This window comes from Hypericibacter adhaerens (genome assembly GCF_008728835.1).
Taxonomy (GTDB): Bacteria; Pseudomonadota; Alphaproteobacteria; order Dongiales; family Dongiaceae; genus Hypericibacter; species Hypericibacter adhaerens.
The window spans coordinates 1,983,425-2,001,765 of the sequence record NZ_CP042582.1; the positions used below are offsets into that span (position 1 = coordinate 1,983,425).

Annotated in this window: 16 protein-coding genes; 9 read left to right on the plus strand and 7 right to left on the minus strand. The window is 66.9% G+C overall.

Annotated features, from left to right (window positions below):
* The 9 genes from FRZ61_RS08555 (at position 1) to FRZ61_RS08595 (ending at position 10,373) form a co-directional block, all read left to right on the plus strand.
* A complete protein-coding gene (locus FRZ61_RS08555; protein WP_151116599.1) occupies positions 1 to 732 on the plus strand; it encodes an aminomethyltransferase family protein in 732 nt (243 codons plus the stop codon).
* On the plus strand, positions 729 to 1,445 hold the full coding sequence (locus FRZ61_RS08560; RefSeq protein WP_151116601.1) for a helix-turn-helix domain-containing protein: 717 nt from the start codon (positions 729 to 731) through the stop codon (positions 1,443 to 1,445). The genes FRZ61_RS08555 and FRZ61_RS08560 overlap by 4 nt, the downstream gene beginning before the upstream one ends.
* 106 nt (positions 1,446 to 1,551) lie before the next feature.
* Entirely contained in the window at positions 1,552 to 2,460 is a 909-nt protein-coding gene (locus tag FRZ61_RS08565; RefSeq protein ID WP_151116602.1) for a class II glutamine amidotransferase, read from the plus strand.
* Positions 2,457 to 3,140, plus strand: a complete 684-nt coding sequence (locus tag FRZ61_RS08570) for a GltB/FmdC/FwdC-like GXGXG domain-containing protein (RefSeq protein ID WP_151116604.1) — start codon at positions 2,457 to 2,459, stop codon at positions 3,138 to 3,140. Before FRZ61_RS08565 ends, FRZ61_RS08570 begins: the two co-directional genes overlap by 4 nt.
* 15 nt (positions 3,141 to 3,155) lie before the next feature.
* Positions 3,156 to 4,493, plus strand: a complete 1,338-nt coding sequence (locus FRZ61_RS08575) for an FMN-binding glutamate synthase family protein (RefSeq protein ID WP_151116606.1) — start codon at positions 3,156 to 3,158, stop codon at positions 4,491 to 4,493.
* A 122-nt stretch (positions 4,494 to 4,615) separates the two neighbouring features.
* Positions 4,616 to 5,923 (plus strand): type III glutamate--ammonia ligase, encoded by a 1,308-nt coding sequence (gene glnT / locus FRZ61_RS08580; protein ID WP_151116608.1) that lies wholly within the window; start codon positions 4,616 to 4,618, stop codon positions 5,921 to 5,923.
* Between the two features lie 225 nt (positions 5,924 to 6,148).
* Positions 6,149 to 7,831, plus strand: coding sequence for a formate--tetrahydrofolate ligase (locus FRZ61_RS08585; RefSeq protein WP_151116610.1), 1,683 nt, complete (start codon positions 6,149 to 6,151; stop codon positions 7,829 to 7,831).
* A 193-nt stretch (positions 7,832 to 8,024) separates the two neighbouring features.
* The gene (locus FRZ61_RS08590) at positions 8,025 to 9,527 is read left to right on the plus strand and encodes an aldehyde dehydrogenase (protein WP_151116612.1); all 1,503 of its coding nucleotides are present in this window, start codon (positions 8,025 to 8,027) and stop codon (positions 9,525 to 9,527) included.
* Positions 9,528 to 9,617: 90 nt separating this feature from the next.
* Complete coding sequence (locus tag FRZ61_RS08595; protein ID WP_151116614.1) at positions 9,618 to 10,373, plus strand: SDR family NAD(P)-dependent oxidoreductase; 756 nt, start codon at positions 9,618 to 9,620, stop codon at positions 10,371 to 10,373.
* A 20-nt stretch (positions 10,374 to 10,393) separates the two neighbouring features.
* Here the strand turns inward: FRZ61_RS08595 and FRZ61_RS08600 are convergent, their stop codons facing one another.
* The 7 genes from FRZ61_RS08600 to FRZ61_RS08630 form a co-directional block, all read right to left on the minus strand.
* Positions 10,394 to 12,049 (minus strand): fatty acid--CoA ligase, encoded by a 1,656-nt coding sequence (locus tag FRZ61_RS08600; protein WP_151116616.1) that lies wholly within the window; start codon positions 12,047 to 12,049, stop codon positions 10,394 to 10,396.
* Between the two features lie 236 nt (positions 12,050 to 12,285).
* Entirely contained in the window at positions 12,286 to 13,164 is an 879-nt protein-coding gene (gene aguB / locus FRZ61_RS08605) for an N-carbamoylputrescine amidase (protein WP_151116618.1), read from the minus strand.
* Between the two features lie 193 nt (positions 13,165 to 13,357).
* The gene (locus FRZ61_RS08610) at positions 13,358 to 14,098 is read right to left on the minus strand and encodes an arginyltransferase (RefSeq protein ID WP_151116620.1); all 741 of its coding nucleotides are present in this window, start codon (positions 14,096 to 14,098) and stop codon (positions 13,358 to 13,360) included.
* Positions 14,099 to 14,383: 285 nt separating this feature from the next.
* Positions 14,384 to 14,902, minus strand: coding sequence for an RDD family protein (locus FRZ61_RS08615; RefSeq protein ID WP_151116622.1), 519 nt, complete (start codon positions 14,900 to 14,902; stop codon positions 14,384 to 14,386).
* Between the two features lie 141 nt (positions 14,903 to 15,043).
* Entirely contained in the window at positions 15,044 to 16,030 is a 987-nt protein-coding gene (locus FRZ61_RS08620) for a flagellar motor protein MotB (RefSeq protein WP_151116624.1), read from the minus strand.
* Positions 16,031 to 16,063: 33 nt separating this feature from the next.
* Complete coding sequence (motA, locus tag FRZ61_RS08625) at positions 16,064 to 16,924, minus strand: flagellar motor stator protein MotA (RefSeq protein ID WP_151116626.1); 861 nt, start codon at positions 16,922 to 16,924, stop codon at positions 16,064 to 16,066.
* 212 nt (positions 16,925 to 17,136) lie between these two features.
* On the minus strand, positions 17,137 to 18,315 hold the full coding sequence (locus FRZ61_RS08630; protein ID WP_151116628.1) for a cystathionine gamma-synthase: 1,179 nt from the start codon (positions 18,313 to 18,315) through the stop codon (positions 17,137 to 17,139).
* Between the last annotated feature and the right edge of the window lie 26 nt (positions 18,316 to 18,341).

An 18,341-nucleotide genomic window follows, 5' to 3' on the forward strand; every position in this document is an offset into this window, starting at 1 on the left:
ATGGCCCCGGGAACCGTCTCGCCGACCGCCTTCAGCCGGCGCAGCTATGTTTATCGCAGCCTGGAGGCCAAGGGCGCCGAATGGGCCGCGCTGCGCGACGCGGCGGTCGCCATGCGGCTCGGCCGCCCGGTCGAGGAGGAAGTGGGGATCGGCCGTCGCCTCGGCCTGACCGATCTCTCGCCCCTGCCGCGCACCGGTTTCAAGGGTACGGGTACGATCGAATGGCTGACGAGCCAGGGCCTGACCATCGGGCCCGAAAGCAACATGGCCTATCGCCAGGCTGATGGCTCGCTGGCGGCGCGCCTGGCGCCGTCCGAGATCTTCCTGATCGACGGCCTCAAGGGGGAGGCGGGCCTGATCGACCGCCTCAACGGCGCCTGGGCCTGGGGCACGGAGAAGCCGCGCAAGCTCATCGGCTATCCGATGCCGCGCTCGGAGAGCCATTGCTGGTTCATGGTCTCGGGCTGGCAGGCGCCGGCGATGTTCGCCAAGGTCTGCGGCGTCGATCTGCGCGCGCATAAATTCAAGCAGGGTCAGATCGCCCAGACCTCGGTCGCCAAGATCAGCGCGATCGCGATCCGCGACTATTTCGGCGAACTGCCGGCCTATCATCTGCTGACCGACAGCGCCTCGGCGGAATATATGTGGGCCTGTATCGTCGATGCGATGGCGGAGTTCGGCGGCCAGCCAATCGGGCTCGCCGCGCTGCGGAGGCTCGCCGAGACACGATGAAGGGCAAGCGCAAGGCGGGATCGACCGCGCCGGCCGGCGAGGCGCGCAAAAGATCGCTTGCGCCGCGAAAGCCGGCGAAGCCCGCGGAGGCGCCGCAGGCGTTCCAGGACCCGCACGGGTTGATCAACAAGGACTATGGACGGCTCGAGGAGGCGATCGGCCGCGAGGTGCGCGAGTTCCGGCGCAAGCAGGACATGACCGTGGCCGAGCTCGCCAAGATGGCGGAGCTCTCGGCCGGGATGCTCTCCAAGATCGAGAACGGCATGACCTCGCCCTCGCTCGCCACCTTGCGCGCGCTCTCGGTGGCGCTCCATGTGCCGGTCACCGCCTTCTTCCGGCGCTTCGAGGAGGAGCGGGACGCCACCTTCGTCAAGGCGGGGCAGGGGCTCGAGATCGAGCGCCGCGGCACCCGCGCCGGCCATCAATACCGGCTCCTCGGCCATACGCTGCGCAAGAGCATCTCGGTCGAGCCCTACATGATCACGCTGACGGCGGATTCGGACGTGTTCCCGCTGTTCCAGCATGACGGCGTCGAGTTCATCTTCATGCTCGAGGGCGAGGTCAGCTACCGCCATGGCGACCGCACCTACACGCTGCTGCCGGGGGACTCGCTGTTCTTCGACGCCGACGTTCCCCACGGGCCCGACGAGCTGCGCAAGCTGCCGATCCGGTTCCTCTCGATCATCTGCTACCCGCGCGACGGCGAAGGCTGACCTCGCGCCGGTTTCCTCATAGGAAACATTGTTTCCTTTTCATTGATTCCCGGGATTTCCTGGGGTATGGTCCGGCCTCGCTCGGGCCTCCCGAAAGGATCCATCCATGTGCGGAATCGTCGGACTTTTCCTCAAGAATCCGGCCCTGAGGCCCAGCCTCGGGCGGCATCTGAGCCATATGCTGATCGAGATGACCGAACGCGGTCCCGACAGCGCCGGCATCGCGGTCTACCACAAGCCGGTCAAGGGCAAGGCCTCGAAGCTGACCCTGTTCCATGCCGATCCGCATTTCCATTGGCGCGAGGTCGGCGGGGCGCTCGGCGAGGCGCTCAAGGCCGAGGTCGATGTCGAGACCAAGGCCAACCATGTGGTCATGACCGTCTCGGCGCCCGACGAGCATGTGCGCGGCTGGCTCAAGTCGCACCATCCCGAGATCCGCATCATGGGCTATGGCCAGCTGATGGAGGTCTACAAGGATATGGGCCTGCCCAAGCAGGTGGCCGAGCGTTACGGCCTCGGCAGGATGGAGGGGACCCACGCCATCGGCCATACCCGCATGGCGACGGAGAGCGCGGTCACGACCGAGCATTCCCATCCCTTCACCGCCGCCTCGGACATGTGCCTGGTCCATAACGGCTCGCTCTCGAACCACAACAACCTGCGCCGCTGGCTGGTCCATCGCGGCCACCAGTTCGAGACCGACAATGACAGCGAGGTGGCGGCGCGCTACTTCGCCCATCGCCTGGGCGAGGGGGCGAGCCTGGCCGAGGCGCTCGAGGCGGGCCTCAAGGATCTCGACGGCTTCTATACCTTCACCATGGGCACCCGGAACGGCTTCGCCGTGCTGCGCGATGCCTTCGCCTGCAAGCCCGCCGTGCTGGCCGAGACCGACGACTGGGTGGCGATGGCCTCGGAATACCGCTCGATCGCCAACCTGCCGGGCGCCGACAAGGCGGTCGTGTGGGCGCCGGCGCCGGCCGTGGTCTATACCTGGGACGTGCAGGCCGCCGCATGATCACGGTCGATCTGGACAAGAGCTCGGTCCGGGATCTCAACGAGCGCCTGCATCGCCTGCCGCCGGAGACCAACGAGAAGGCCTGGCGCGTCGTCAATCCCAAGGGCGCCCATGCGCTCTGCGCCGGCCTCACCGTGCCGATCGAGGTCACGATCGACGGACATCCCGGCTATTACTGCGCCGGCATGAACAAGGAAGCGACCGTCGTCGTGAACGGCCATTGCGGCGTGGGGCTGGCCGAAAACATGATGTCGGGCGAGGTGCGGGTGAAGGGCAACGCCTCGGACGCGGCCGGCGCCACCGGCCGCGGCGGCCTGCTCGTCATCGAGGGCGATGCGGGCCTGCGCTGCGGCATCTCGATGAAGGGCATCGACATCGTCGTCGGCGGATCGGTCGGCCATATGAGCGCCTTCATGGCGCAGGCCGGCAGCCTCGTCGTCTGCGGCGATGCCGGATCGAGCCTCGGCGATTCGATCTACGAGGCGCGGCTCTATGTGCAGGGCAAGGTCGACAGCCTGGGGGCCGACTGCGTCGAGAAGAAGATGACGCCCCATCACCTGGCCAAGCTCGAGCAGCTGCTCGCGCGCGCCGGCATCAAGGCCGACCCGAAACGCTTCCGCCGCTACGGCTCGGCCCGCCGCCTCTACAATTTCCACGTCGACAATGTCGACGCCTATTGAGAACGGGATTCCGCGATGAGCGCTCCGACCTCCCCGACGCCGATGCCGCCCCGCCGCTCCGCGACCTTCGACGAATATGCGATCGCCGAGATCCATCGCGCCGCCGCGACCGGCATCTATGACATCCGCGGCTTCGGTGCCAAGCGGCGGGTGCCGCATTTCGACGATCTCGTGTTCCTCGGCGCCTCGGTCTCGCGCTATCCGCTCGAGGGCTACCGCGAGAAATGCGCGACCGATGTCGTGCTCGGCACGCGCTTCGCCAAGAAGCCGATCCATCTCAAGATCCCGGTCACCATCGCCGGCATGAGCTTCGGCGCGCTCTCGGGCCCGGCCAAGGAAGCGCTCGGGCGCGGCGCCAGCGCCATGGGCACCAGCACCACGACCGGCGATGGCGGCATGACGCCCGAGGAGCGCGGCCATTCCAGCATCCTGGTCTATCAGCTCCTGCCCTCGCGCTACGGCATGAATCCCGACGATCTGCGCAAGGCCGACGCGATCGAGGTGGTGATCGGGCAGGGGGCGAAGCCCGGCGGCGGCGGCATGCTGCTGGGCCAGAAGATCTCGCCGCGCGTCGCCGCCATGCGCAACCTGCCGGAAGGCATCGACCAGCGCTCCGCCTGCCGCCATCCCGACTGGACCGGCCCCGACGATCTCACCATCAAGATCCAGGAGATCCGCGAGATCACCGACTGGGAGAAACCGGTTTATGTGAAGGTCGGTGCGACCCGGCCCTATTACGACGTGGCACTCGCGGTCAAATCCGGTGCCGACGTGGTGGTGCTGGACGGCATGCAGGGCGGCACCGCCGCGACCCAGGAAGTCTTCATCGAGCATGTCGGCATCCCGATCCTGGCGGCGATCCGCCCGGCGGTGCAGGCGCTGCAGGATCTCGACATGCACCGCAAGGTGCAGCTCGTCGTCTCGGGCGGCATCCGCAACGGCGCCGACGTGGCCAAGGCTCTGGCGCTGGGCGCCGACGCGGTCGCCATCGGCACCGCGGCTTTGATCGCGCTCGGCGACAACGACCCGAAGCTCGAAGAGGAATATCGCAAGATCGGCAGCGCCGCCGGCTGCTATGACGACTGGCATGAGGGCCGCGATCCGGCCGGCATCACGACGCAGGATCCGGAGCTCGCCAAGCGGCTGGATCCGATCAAGGCGGGCCGGCGGCTGTCGAACTATCTGGCCGTGCTCACCATGGAGACGCAGATCATCGCGCGAGCCTGCGGCAAGAGCCATGTGCTCAATCTGGAGCCCGAGGATCTGGTGGCGCTCACCATCGAGGCCGCGGCCATGGCGCGCGTGCCGCTGGCCGGCACGAGCTGGATCCCGGGCCAGAGCGGGGGGCTGTGAACGGCCAATGTTTGGGAGCGGGGAAGGGCTGAACCCTTCCTGAGCCGTCATCAAGGAAAAGGGCCGCCGCGCCGGAACCGAGGCGTCGAGAGGCCTGAGGAAAACACGAGGGGGAACGATCCATGGCTGCCGATCTGTCGAAAATCGCCAAAGAGCGGAAGATCAAGTATTTCCTGATCAGCTACGTCGACCTGTTCGGCGTGCTGCGGGCCAAGCTGGCGCCGGCCGAGGCGATCGCCGGCATGCAGCGCGACGGCGCCGGTTTTGCCGGCTTCGCGACCTGGCTCGACATGACGCCGGCGCATCCGGACCTGTTCGCCCGTCCCGATCCCGACAGCCTGATCCAGCTCCCCTGGAAGCCCGAGGTGGGCTGGCTCGCCAGCGATCTCTGGATGGACGGCAAGGAGGTCGCGGACAGCCCGCGCGCCCAGCTCAAGAAGCAGATCGCCAAGGCGGCGACCAAGGGCCTGCGGATGAAGTCCGGTGTCGAATGCGAGTATTTCCTGATTACGCCCGATGGCAAATCGGTTGCGGATTCGCTCGATTCCCAGGAAAAGCCCTGCTACGACCAGATGGCGCTGATGCGTCGCTACGACGTCATCACCGAGATCTGCAACTCGATGCTGGCGCTGGGCTGGAAGCCCTATCAGAACGACCATGAGGACGCCAACGGCCAGTTCGAGATGAACTGGGAATATGATGACGCCCTCGTGACGGCCGACCGCCACGCCTTCTTCAAATACATGGTGCGCCAGATCGCCGAGAAGCACGGCATGCGCGCCACCTTCATGCCGAAACCGTTCCTCAACCTGACCGGCAATGGCTGTCACGCCCATGTCTCGGTCTGGGACAAGACCGGCAAGACCAACCTGTTCCACGATCCCAAAGGCGAGCTGGGCCTCTCGAAGCTGGCCTACAGCTTCCTTGGCGGCGTCATCCACTCGGCCGACGCGCTCTGTTCCTTCTTCAATCCGACCGTGAACAGCTACAAGCGCATCAACGCGCCCCGCACGCTCTCCGGCGCCACCTGGGCGCCCAACACCATCACCTATGGCGGCAACAACCGCACCCACATGGTCCGCATCCCGGATGCCGGCCGATTCGAGCTGCGGCTGATGGACGGCGCGGCCAACCCCTATCTGCTGCAGGCGGGGGTGCTGGCGGCCGGCCTCGACGGGGTGGAGAACAAGCGCGACCCGGGGCCCCGCCTCGACATCAACATGTATACCGAGGGCCATAAGGTGAAGGGCGCCAAGAAGCTGCCCCTGAACCTCCTGGACGCGCTCCGGCTGACCGAGAAGAGCAAGGTGCTGCGCGAGGCCATGGGCGACAGCTTCATCGACGCCTATACGAAGATGAAGCATGAGGAATGGTCGCGCTATTGCCGCCACCTGACCCAGTGGGAGATCGAGAACACCCTGGATTGCTGAATGGAAAGACAGGTTTCCGGGCCTCCCGGGAGCGTTTCCGGGGCGCCTCGAACTGGTCCGGATTTGGTGTTCCCGGCGAGACCAATTCGCGTCGTTTCGGGACCATCCGGCGGGGCCGGGCCCGGATAGCCTCCGGCCCGGCCCTTTCGGTCGGCACCAGGCCGGGACAGGATCCCGTGCCCGTCGGCGCTCCTAGGGGCAGGCCAACCAAGAGGACTGGGGACGATGATCAAGAAGGTCGGTAGCGATATCGAGATCGCGCGCGCTGCCAAGATGCAGCCCGTGGAGAAGATCGCCGAGAAGCTGGGGATTCCGGAGAAGCACCTGTTCCGCTACGGGCCCAGCAAGGCGAAGGTCGATCTCCACTATGTCGACAGCCTGAAGTCGCGCCCCGACGGCAAGCTGATCCTCGTCACCGCCATCACGCCGACGCCCGCGGGCGAGGGCAAGACCACCACCACGGTCGGCCTCGGCGACGGCCTCAACCGGATCGGCAAGAAGGCCATCATCTGCCTGCGCGAGCCCTCGCTCGGGCCCTGCTTCGGCGTGAAGGGCGGGGCTGCCGGCGGCGGCTATGCCCAGGTCGTGCCGATGGAGGACATCAACCTCCATTTCACCGGCGACTTCCACGCGATCGGCACCGCCAACAACCTGCTGGCGGCCTTGATCGACAACCACATCTATTGGGGCAACGAGCTCGGCATCGATCCGCGCCGCATCTCCTGGCGCCGCGTGCTCGACATGAACGACCGCGCGCTGCGCTCGATCGTCTCCTCGCTCGGCGGCGTGGCCAACGGTTATCCGCGCGAGGACGGGTTCGACATCACGGTGGCTTCGGAGGTCATGGCGATCTTCTGCCTCGCCAGCGACCTCGACGACCTGACCCGCCGGCTCGGCAACATCATCGTCGCCTATACCCGCGACCGGAAGCCGGTCTATGCCCGCGACCTCAAGGCCGAGGGCCCGATGACCGTGCTGCTCAAGGACGCGCTGGCGCCCAACCTGGTGCAGACGCTCGAGAACAACCCGGCCTTCATCCATGGCGGCCCCTTCGCCAACATCGCCCATGGCTGCAACTCGGTGATCGCGACCCGCAGCGCCCTCAAGCTCGCCGACTATGTCGTGACCGAGGCGGGCTTCGGCGCCGACCTGGGCGCCGAGAAGTTCTTCGACATCAAGTGCCGCAAGACCGGCCTGAAGCCCTCGGCGGCGGTGATCGTCGCCACCATCCGCGCTCTCAAGATGCATGGCGGCGTGGCCAAGGAGGATCTCGGCAAGGAGAATGTCGAGGCGCTGAAGAAGGGCCTCGAGAACCTCGCCCGCCATGTCGAGAACGTGAAGCGCTTCGGCGTGCCGCCGGTGGTGGCGATCAACCGCTTCGTGGCCGACACGGACGCCGAGCTGGCGGCGCTCAAGCAGGCCTGCGCGGGGCTCGGCACCGAGGCCATCGAATGTACCCACTGGGCCGACGGCAGCGCCGGCACCGAGGCCCTGGCGCATAGGGTCGTCCAGATCGCCGAGAGCGGAAAGTCCAGCTTCCAGACGCTCTATCCGGACGACATGCCGCTCTGGGACAAGGTCCGTACCATCGCCAAGAGCCTCTATGGCGCCAGCGACATCATCGCCGACAAGAAGGTGCGCGACCAGTTCGCCGAGTTCCAGAAGGCGGGTTTCGGGCATTACCCGATCTGCGTGGCCAAGACGCAGTACAGCTTCTCGACCGATTCCAACCTCAAGGGCGCGCCCTCGAACCATGTGGTGCCGGTGCGTGAGGTCAAGCTGTCGGCCGGCGCCGAGTTCCTGGTGGTGATCTGCGGCGAGATCATGACCATGCCGGGCCTGCCCAAGGTGCCCTCCGCCAACCACATCAAGCTCAACGCCCAGGGCGAGGTCGAAGGGCTGTTCTGACCGCCCTTCGCCTCCTCGGCTGAGATCCTCGGGCGGGCCGCTCCGGCGACGGGCGGCCCGCTTGCTTTTGCTCCCCGGCCTCGACCAATCGATCCGTCTTATCAATGGCTTCGGGCCGGCTTGCCGCCCGGCGGGCCGGCCTTTAATGTCGCCGCCATCCCCTCCAGACCCACCAGATTTCGGGAGACATCGGATGTCCGCTGCGCTGTCGATCGACACCGTCAAGGAGCAGGCCTCGCGCCTGACCTTCCGCAACCAGGCCTTCATCAACGGCAAATATGTGCCGGCCGCTTCCGGCAAGACCTTCGACTGCATCAACCCCGCCACCGGCAAGGCGATCACCCAGATCGCCGAGGGCGACAAGGAGGATGTCGATCGCGCCGTCAAGGCGGCGCGCGCCGTCTTCGAGAAGGGCAGCTGGTCGCGCATGGCCCCGACCCAGCGCAAGAAGGTGCTCATGAGGTTCGCGAGCCTGATCGAGAAGCACACCACCGAGCTGGCGCTGCTCGAGACGCTCGACATGGGCAAGCCGATCCGCGACAGCTCGCGCATCGACGTGCCGCTCGCGGCCCAGGCGATCGGCTGGTATGCCGAGGCGATCGACAAGCTCTATGACGAGATCGCGCCGACCGGTCCCGAGGCCGTGTCGCTGATCCGGCGCGAGCCGGTGGGCGTGGTCGCGGCCGTGGTGCCCTGGAACTTCCCGCTGCTGATGGCCTCCTGGAAGATCGGCCCGGCGCTGGCCACCGGCAACTCGATGATCGTGAAGCCGGCCGAGCAGTCGCCGCTGACGGCGATCCGCATCGCCGAGCTCGCGGCCGAGGCCGGCATCCCCGAGGGCGTGTTCAACGTGGTGCCCGGCTTCGGCGAGACCGCCGGCCAGGCGCTCGGCCGTCACATGGATGTCGACTGCGTGACCTTCACCGGCTCGACCGAGGTCGGCAAGTTTTTCCTGCGCTATGCGGGCGAGTCCAACATGAAGCAGGTCTCGCTCGAGTGCGGCGGCAAGTCGCCCAACATCATCATGGCCGACGCGCCGGACCTCGACGCCGCCGCGACTGCGGCCGCCTGGGGCATCTTCTTCAACCAGGGCGAGGTCTGCAACGCAGGCTCGCGCCTGGTCGTCGAGGAATCGGTCAAGGACCGGGTGCTCGAGAAGGTGATGGCCGTCGGCAAGAAGCTCATCCCCGGCGACCCGCTCGATCCCAAGACCGGCCTGGGCGCCATGGTCGACAAGACCCAGATGGAGCGCGTGCTGGGCTATATCGAGGCCGGCAAGAAGGAAGGCGCCAGGCTCGCGCTCGGCGGCAGCCGCGTGAAGACCGAGACCGGCGGCTACTACATCGAGCCGACCGTGTTCGACAAGGTCGACAACAGGATGAAGATCGCCCAGGAGGAGATCTTCGGGCCGGTGCTCTCCACCATCACCTTCAAGGATGCCGACGAGGCGGTGAAGATCGGCAACGACACGATCTACGGCCTGGCGGCCGCGATCTGGACCAAGGACATCACCAAGGCCTTCAAGGTCTCGCAGGCGCTCAGGGCCGGCGTGGTGTGGGTCAATTGCTTCGACAACGGCCACATCTCCTCGCCCTTCGGCGGCTTCAAGCAGTCGGGCTTCGGCCGCGACAAGTCGCTGCACGCGATGGAGAAGTATTCGCAGCTCAAGGCCACCTGGATCCATATCGGCGCCTGATCCGGCCGGGATCGTCGCGCCGTACCGAAGACGGGGAAGCGGGCAGCCGCTTCCCCGTTTGCTTTTTCGCGGAACGCGGGAGGAGACGTCATGGAACTGCAGGGAAAATCGGTCCTGATCACGGGTGCCAGCTCCGGCATCGGCGCCGCGATCGCGCGGGTCGCGGCGGCGGCCGGCGCACGCCTCATGCTGACCGGCCGCTCCGCCGAGCGGGGCGAGGCGGTGCGGCGCGACTGCGGCGCCGAGGCTAGGTTCGTGGCGGCCGATGTCACCCAGAAGGGGGCCGCGGAGCGCCTCGTCGAGGAGACGGTCCGGCAGTTCGGCCGGCTCGATGTGCTGGTCAACAATGCCGGCGTGATCCATCGCGGTACGGTCGCGACCACCAGCGACGAGGAGTGGGAGCGCCTGTTCTCGGTCAACGTGACGGGCGTGTTCTACATGGCGCGGGCGGCGGTGCGCCAGATGCAGCGCCAGGGCGGCGGCACCATCGTCAATATCGGCTCGGACTGGTCGGTGGTGGCGGGGCGCGACGCCTTCGCCTACTGCGCCAGCAAGGGGGCGGTGGCGCAGATGACCCGCGCCATGGCGCTCGACCATGCCCGCGAAGGCATCCGCGTCAATTGCCTCTGCCCGGGGGACACCGAGACGCCGATGCTGGTCTCCGGCCTCGAGGTACGCACCGGCGATGTCGCGCGCGGGATCAAGGTTCTGGGCGAGGCCCTGCCGCTGGGCCGGGTGGGCAGGCCGGAGGAGATCGCGAAGGCGGCGGTCTTCCTGGCTTCCGACGCTTCCTCGTTCATGACCGGCAGCCTGATGCTGGTCGATGGCGGCAACACCGCCGGCTGACGGCGAGTTCGCCGCCGATCTCAGCTGGCGCCGTATTTCTGGCGCAGCAGCTTCTTGTCGGTCTTGCCGACGCTGGTCTTCTCGATCGAGGACACGAACAGGAACCGCTCGGGGATCGCGTATTTCGGCAGAAGGCCGTTCTGGCAATGCGCCAGCAGATGCTGCTGCAGCAGTTCCGTGGTCAATTGCCCTTCATGGCCGGGCCGCACCACCACCAGCGCCAGCGGGCGCTCGCCCCATTTCATGTCCTTGATGCCGATGACCGCGACCTCGGCGACGCCGGGATGCTGCGAGATCAGGCTCTCGAGCTCCAGCGACGATACCCATTCGCCGCCGGTCTTGATCACGTCCTTGATCCGGTCGGTGATCTGCAGATAACCGTCGGGCCTGCGGGTGGCGACGTCCTGGGTGTGGAGATAGCCGCCGCGCCACAGCGCCTCGGAGCTCTTGGCATCGTGCAGATAGCCCTGGGTCAGCCAGGGCGCGCGCACGACGATCTCGCCGACCGACTTGCCGTCCGCGGGCATCTCGTTCATGTCCGTATCGACGATCTTGATGTCGACCATCGCGATCGGCAGACCGGTGCGGCAGCGGACCGCCAGCTCCTCCTCGTCGGAGAGCGTGCCTTGATCCTCGGGTCTGACCTGCGAGGCGGTCAGGATCGGGCAGGTCTCGGACATGCCGTAGCCGCACCAGATGTCGATGCCGCGGCTGCGGGCCGCGCGCGCGAGGCCCTTCGGCAGGGCCGAGCCGCCGATCACGACCTTCCAGCCGTTGAGATTGGCGCTCGCCGCCTCGGAGCAGTTCAGCACCATCTGCATGACCGCCGGGACGCAATGGGAATAGGTGACGCCTTCCGCGACGAACAGCTTCACGATCATGTCGGGCTGGTAGCGGCCGGGATAGACCTGCTTCACGCCGAACAGCGTGGCGAGATAGGGGAAGCCCCAGGCATGGACATGGAACATCGGCGTCAATGGCATGTAGACGTCGCCGCGATGGAACGACTGGCCACCCGGATGGCTCCCGGTGGTGAGGCCGACGGCCAGCGTATGCAGGACGAGCTGGCGGTGGCTGAAATAGACCGCCTTGGGCAGCCCGGTGGTGCCGGTCGTATAGAAGGTGGTGGCGCGGGTGTTCTCGTCGAAATCGGGGAACGCGTAGCCCGGCGGCGCGCGCTCCAGCAGCGCTTCGTACTCGCCGGCGAAGCGCGCCGGGTCGAGTGCCGCCGGAGCCCCGTCGGCGATCAGCACCACCGTCCGGACCGTTTTCAGCCGGTCGCGAATGGCATCGAGCACCGGCAGGAAGTCGGCATGGACCAGCAGCAGGTCGGCGCGGGCATGATCGAGGCAGTAGAGGATCTGCTCGGGCGCGAGGCGCACATTCGTCGTCATCAGGACGGCGCCCATCATCGGCACGGCGAAATAGGTCTCGAGATAGCGATGGCTGTCCCAATCCATCACCGCGACCGTGTCGCCGGGCTTCACCCCCAGCGTTGCCAGCATGTTGGCCAGCCGCCCGATGCGCCCCTGCAGGTCGCGATAGCGGTACCGCAAACGGTCGCGATAGACGATTTCCTGATCCGGCGTCGTCGCCAGCGGTGTCAGCAGAAGCTGCTTGATCAGCAGCGGATAAGCGTAAGCCGATGGCGTCGTCTCGACCAAATTGGCCGGCATGCTGCCCCCGAAATCCATCAAGCCCACGGCAACTGGCGGTTGCCGCGGCCTTGTCATTCGACACGTCCCCGGGAGCCAGTATGGCACGGCGGCAGGACCGGCATGTAGTCCCATCGCGATGCTGATCCGGTTCTTGATTTGCGAATCGGTCAGGAAAGCGGTCGGAACGGGAGACAGCCTCGCCCGCCGGCCGCGAACGTCAGGCAGGATTGCGGGCGGTTACCGCTCGGGAACGGTCATTCCGACCAGTTGCGCCCGTCGAGGGTGAAGAGGGCCGTGTAGAGCTCGGGGCGCCGGTCGCGGAACAGGCCCCAGGAGGCCCGCTGCGCGCGCACCTTCTCGAGATCGAAGCTGGCGGTCAGGATGGTTTCCTCCTCGCGGCCCGCGGCCGCGACGATCTCGCCCTGGGGCCCCGCGATGAAGGAGGAGCCGTAGAAGATCTGCTCGAAGCTGTCGCCCTGCTCGGTGCCGATGCGGTTGGAGGCCACCAGCGGCATCATGTTGGCGGCGGCATGGCCCTGCATCACGCGCTGCCAGTGATCGCGGCTGTCGATGCCGGCATCCTGGGGTTCCGATCCGATCGCGGTGGGATAGAGCAGGATCTCGGCGCCCTGGAGCGCCAGCGAGCGGGCGCATTCGGGGAACCACTGGTCCCAGCAGATGCCCACGCCGATCGGCGCATAGTGCGTCTCGAAGACGCGAAAGCCGGTGTCGCCGGGATTGAAGTAGAACTTCTCCTGATAGCCCGGTCCGTCGGGAATGTGACTCTTGCGGTAGAGCCCGCGCGTCTCGCCGTCGGCGTCGAGCACCATGACCGAGTTGAAATAGGCGTTGTTGGCGCGCTCGAAAAAGCTCACCGGCAGCACGACCTCGAGCTCCCGGGCGAGCGCGCTCATCCGGGCGATCATGGGATTGCCGACGGCCGGCTTCGCCAGGCCGAACAGGGACCGCTTTTGATCCCGACAGAAATAGGGGGTCTCGAACAACTCCTGGAGCAGGACGATCTGGGCGCCCTTCGCCGCCGCCTGGCGCACCAGCGTCTCCGCCTTGTCGATATTGGCGGCGCTGTTGGTCTGGCAGGCGAACTGCGTGGCGGCGACGGTGATTTGACTCATCGATCCGTATCCTGAGGTCGATATCCCGAGGGTCCCTTGCCGTGACGCCGGCAGCGACGTGCATTGGGGTGAATTAGACCGAGGGAGCCCGGGCTCTGCAAGCAGGAGATCATGGCACCTGCCATGTGCGTCGCGGGCGGGCGCCGATGTGAGAAGAGGAGGGCAGGGAAAAATTTGCGCCGAGGCGCAGCCGTCACGTTGCGGCGGCGGCCTGGAGCGAGGCGCGCTGCCAGCCGTCGGCGCCGTAGAGCTCGATCGGGCGGAAGCGGGATTTGTATTCCATCTTGCGGCTGCCCTCGACCCAATATCCCAGATAGACATAGGGGAGGCCCCAGCGCTGCGCCTCGCGGATCAGCCAGATCACCACGTAGCTGCCGAGGCTGCGGGCCGGCAGCTCGGGATCGAAGAAGCTGTAGACCGCCGACACGCCGTCCTTGGTCCAGTCCGTGAGACAGCAGGCCATCAGGGTTCCCGAAGGCGCGCGCAGCTCGACGACGCGCGTGTCGAGCGGGCTGGTCTCGATCATCGCGCCATATTCCTGCAGATTCATGCCGAGCATCTCGCCATCGCTGTGGCGATGCTCGAGATAGCGGCTGAAGAGGCGGTACTGCTCCTGGGTGGCGCGTGCGGGCCGCACGGCGCTGCGGAGGTCCTGGTTGCGCCGCTCGATCCGGCGCAGCGTGCGACCGGGATCGTACTCGTCCGCGACGACGCGCACCGGCACGCAAGCCTGGCAACCGCGGCAGGCGGGGCGGTAGGCGATGCCATGGCTCCGCCGGAAGCCGGCGCGCGACAGGGTCTCGTAGGTGTCGGCGGCCGTGGGGCCCGACAATTCCGTCACGACCTTGCGCTCCATCCTTGCCGGCAGATAGGGGCAGGGGAGTTCCGTCGTGACCAGGAAGGGGAGCGGCCGGGTGCGGTTGAGGATACTCATGGCAGGCTGATCTTGAGCCGGAGTGGATATGGCCGAGCCAACATCCCCGGGTCGCTCTCGTCGATCCCGGCTCTCCCGCCCGGCAACCCTAGCTTAGCGCATTCTGGCTCAATCGCCAGTGCGGCAGCGGCGCCGGCCCCGCCGGCCGTTAACCAGACGGGCAACGGCCCAGGTCATTAGAATAGCGCGATTTTCAGGCGACCGCGGGGGCGCCGGCGGGTCTCGAAGGAACCGCGTTCGGAATGAAATCCGGGTCCGGCCTGGCCGAAGGCGCCGCTCCGGCGATCAGCCGCCGACCCGTTCGCTGCGAACCACCACGGTGCCCGACAGGTAGTCATGGAGCGTGCGGCCGCGGCTGTTGAAGAGCGAGATCAGCAGGATCAGGGAGCCCGTCAGCGCGATCGTGGTGAGGAACAGGGCCGTCATGAGGAAGGCCTGCAGCAGGTCCGGGCGCGTGCCGGTCCAGTTGCGGACCTCGACGCCGAAGAGGCGCATGCCGATGGTCGCGGAACGGGGCCCCGCGACCTGGAGCGTGTGATAGACCAGCGGCACCAGCGCCACGCCAAGCGGCAGGAGCGGCATCAGCAGGCCCAGCGTCACGACGCCGGCAAAGACGAGCGCGAACCACACGGCCACGCTGAGCAGGCCGACCAGGACCAGATCGACCAGATAGCCGAGCACCCGGCGGGTGCGGATCCCGTCGAACAGGAGGGGATCGGACAAGGGCTCGATCACCGTCGGTCCCTCCGTCTCCTGCCAGCCGGCTTGGCCGGTCGCCACCGGCAGGTGATTGGTCGAGCTCATCCTTCGGTTTCCCTCCAGGGCGGTCCCTCGGGCCGTCTCCGGGACCTGTCCCGAGACGCGAGGGGTCAGCCACGCCACAGGCGGAAGATGGGAACGGCAAGGCCCTCTGACAAGACCGCGATGGCGGTAGGGGCAAAGGCCCTATTGCTGGGGCTGCGGCTGCTGCTCGTGGAGCAGGACGATGCTGATGCGCCGGTTGCGCGGCGAGCTGGTGTCGTCGGGCAGGAGCGGATCGGTGTCGGCCTTGCCGACCACGTTCGCGATCCGGTCGGGGGAGAGGCCGGCCGCCAGCAGCTCGCGCCGGCTGGCATTGGCGCGGTCGGCCGAGAGTTCCCAGTTGCTGTAGCCGTTGTCGCTCTGGTAGGGCGTCGAATCGGTGTGGCCGGAGATCGAGATCTTGTTCGGCATCTTCGTCACGACCTGGGCGACCAGATCGAGGAGCTTCTTGGTGTAGTCCTCCATCTTGGCGCTGCCGCTGGAGAACATCGAGATCCGGTCCTGGTCGACGAGCTGGATGCGCATGCCCTCGGGCGTGCGGTCGATGATCAGGTTCTGCGCCAGGGTCTTGAGGTCGGGCACCTGCTGGATGGCCTGGCGGAGCTGATGCTCCGCCTGCCGGAACTGCTCGTCCTCGAGCTCCTTCAGCAGCTTCTGCGCTTCCTGGTCGCTGGCATTCGCCTGCTGCGTCGGCGCCTGCTGGTCGGCCGTGTCGTTCTGGGCGGCCGCCATCGCGGCAGCGGCCTCCTCGGTGGCGTTCGTGGCGGTGGCGCCGCCATCGCTGCCGTCGGTCTCGGTGGGCGGCGTGTTGATCTCGACCGTGACGCTGGGCGTGGAATTTTCGGCGACCATCGCGCCGTCGGTGGTGATGGTCTGGCCGCCCATGACGCCGTTCGAGCCGCTGGTGGAATCCGGCGCGACGCTGGGCGCGAAGTAGTTGGCGATGCCGATCCGCTGCTCCTCGGTCGTGGCGTTGAGGAGCCACAGCAGGAGGAAGAAGGCCATCATCGCCGTCACGAAGTCGGCATAGGCGACCTTCCAGGCGCCGCCATGATGGCCATGGCCGCCGCCGCGCTTCTTCTTCTTGATGATGATCGGCGGCTGGTTGGTGCCGGCTGCGGTTTCGGCCATGGGGACCTTGCGGGGTTCCGGTGCGGGCGGGGCTTAGACCGCCGGCAGGGCCTGAACCGCCTCCTCGATCTCGTAGAAGGTGGGGCGGACGTCGGACAGCAGCGCCTTGCGCGCGAACTCGACCGAGACGGCCGGCGGATAGCCCTGCATATGGGCGAGCAGGCCGGCGCGGATGCATTGCAGATACTTGGCTTCGGCGTCGAAGCGGCTCTTGAGGGCGCTCGCGGTGGGCGCGACGAAGCCGTAGGACAGCAGCACGCCCATGAAGGTGCCGACGAGCGCGCCGCCGATCAGGTGGCCCAGCACCTCCGGCGGCTCGGTGATCGAACCCATGGTGTGGATCACGCCCAGCACCGCCGCCACGATGCCGAGCGCCGGCATGCCGTCCGCCATGGTCTGGACCGCGTCCGAGATGACGTGCTGTTCCTTGTGGTGGGTCTCGAGCTCCTCGTCGATGACCGACTCGACCTCATGCGGGTTGTCGGTGCCGAGGGTGAGCATGCGCAGATAGTCGCACAGGAACACCATCGCATGATGATCCTTGGCGAAATTCGGGAATTGCTGGAAGAGCGTGCTCTCGTCGGGCTTCTCGATATGGCTCTCGAGGGCCAGCATGCCCTTGGTCTTGGAGAGCTTGAAGACCTGGTAGAGCAGGCTCAGCAGCTCGACATAGCTGGCCTTGTTGTAGCGCGGCCCCTTGAGCAGGCCGAGCACCGAGGCGAAGGTCTTCTTCAGCACGGCCGGCGAGTTGGCGATGATGAAGGCGCCCGTGGCCGCGCCGGCGATGATGAGCACCTCGAAGGGCTGGAACAGCACGATGAGGTGCCCGCCCGACGCCATATAGCCGCCGATCACGCAGGCGATCACCACGACCGAACCGATAATGAGAAACATGGGCCGCGATTCCCGGACGGAGTTTTGTTCGTTCGCTGTTTGGCCGTCGAGGGTGCGGGATTTGGGTTAAGAACCAGTTTAGCCAGGGAAATCAGGCTTTAGGCCCGGGCGCGCGAGAAACTGGTACAAGTGCGGAGAGGACGGCTTCCGGCCGCGCCAGAAGTTCCCTGCAATTGGCTGATTTAGAGACGATTTTCCGAATTCTTCAGATTTCAGGCGAGCGCCTGGGCGAGGTCGGCGATCAAATCCTCCCGGTCCTCGATGCCGACGGATAGCCGCACCAGCCCGTCGCCGATGCCGAGCTTGGCGCGGGCCTCGGGAGGCACCGAGGCATGGGTCATGATGCCCGGATGCTCGATCAGGCTCTCGACGCCGCCCAGGCTTTCCGCAAGGGCGAAGATCCGGCAGCGCTCGAGGAACCGCTTGGCCGCCGCGAGACCGCCCTTGATCTCGGCCGACACCATGCCGCCGAAGGCACGCATCTGCCGTTTGGCGAGCGCATGCTGCGGATGGCTGGGCAGTCCCGGGTAATGCACCTTCTCGATGGCCGGGTGCTTCTCCAGCCAGGCGGCGATGGCGGCCGCATTCTCGCAATGGCGCTCCATGCGCAGCGCCAGCGTCTTGACGCCGCGCAGCGCCAGGAAGCTGTCGAACGGCCCCGCGACCGCGCCAATGGCGTTCTGCAGGAAGGCGAGGCGCTCGGCGATCTCCCTGTTCGGTCCGACCACCGCGATGCCGCCCACCATGTCGGAATGGCCGTTGAGGTATTTGGTGGCGGAATGCATCACCAGGTCGAAGCCATGCTCGAGCGGGCGCTGCGCCCAGGGGCTGGCGAAGGTGTTGTCGGCGACGGTGATGATGCCGCGCTTGCGTGCGGCGGCCGCGATCGCCTCGAGATCGACCAGGCGGAGCAGGGGATTGGTCGGGGTCTCGATCCAGATCATCCGGGTGTCGGGCCGGAGCGCGGCTTCGAGCCGCGAGGCGTCGGTCAGGTCGACATAGCTGACATCGAGCCTGGCGCTCAGCGCGCGCACGCGCGAGAAGAGGCGCCGCGTGCCGCCATAGAGATCGTCCATCGCCACCAGATGGGAACCGGCATCGAGCAGCTCGAGAATGGTCGAGCTGGCGGCGAGGCCCGAGGCGAACGCAAAGCCCTGGCTGCCGCTTTCGAGATCGGCGACGCAGCGCTCATAGGCCATGCGGGTGGGATTCTGGCTGCGCGAATACTCGTAGCCCTTATGGACGCCCGGGCTTTCCTGCACATAGGTCGAGGTCGCGTAGATCGGCATCATGATGGCGCCGGTCGAGGGGTCCGGCGACTGGCCGGCATGGATGCCGCGGGTAGCGAAGCCGAGGCGGTTGGGGCGGCCGGCGCCGTCGGAGGCGGTCATGAGGTGGTCCCTCGCGTTCGTGAAAC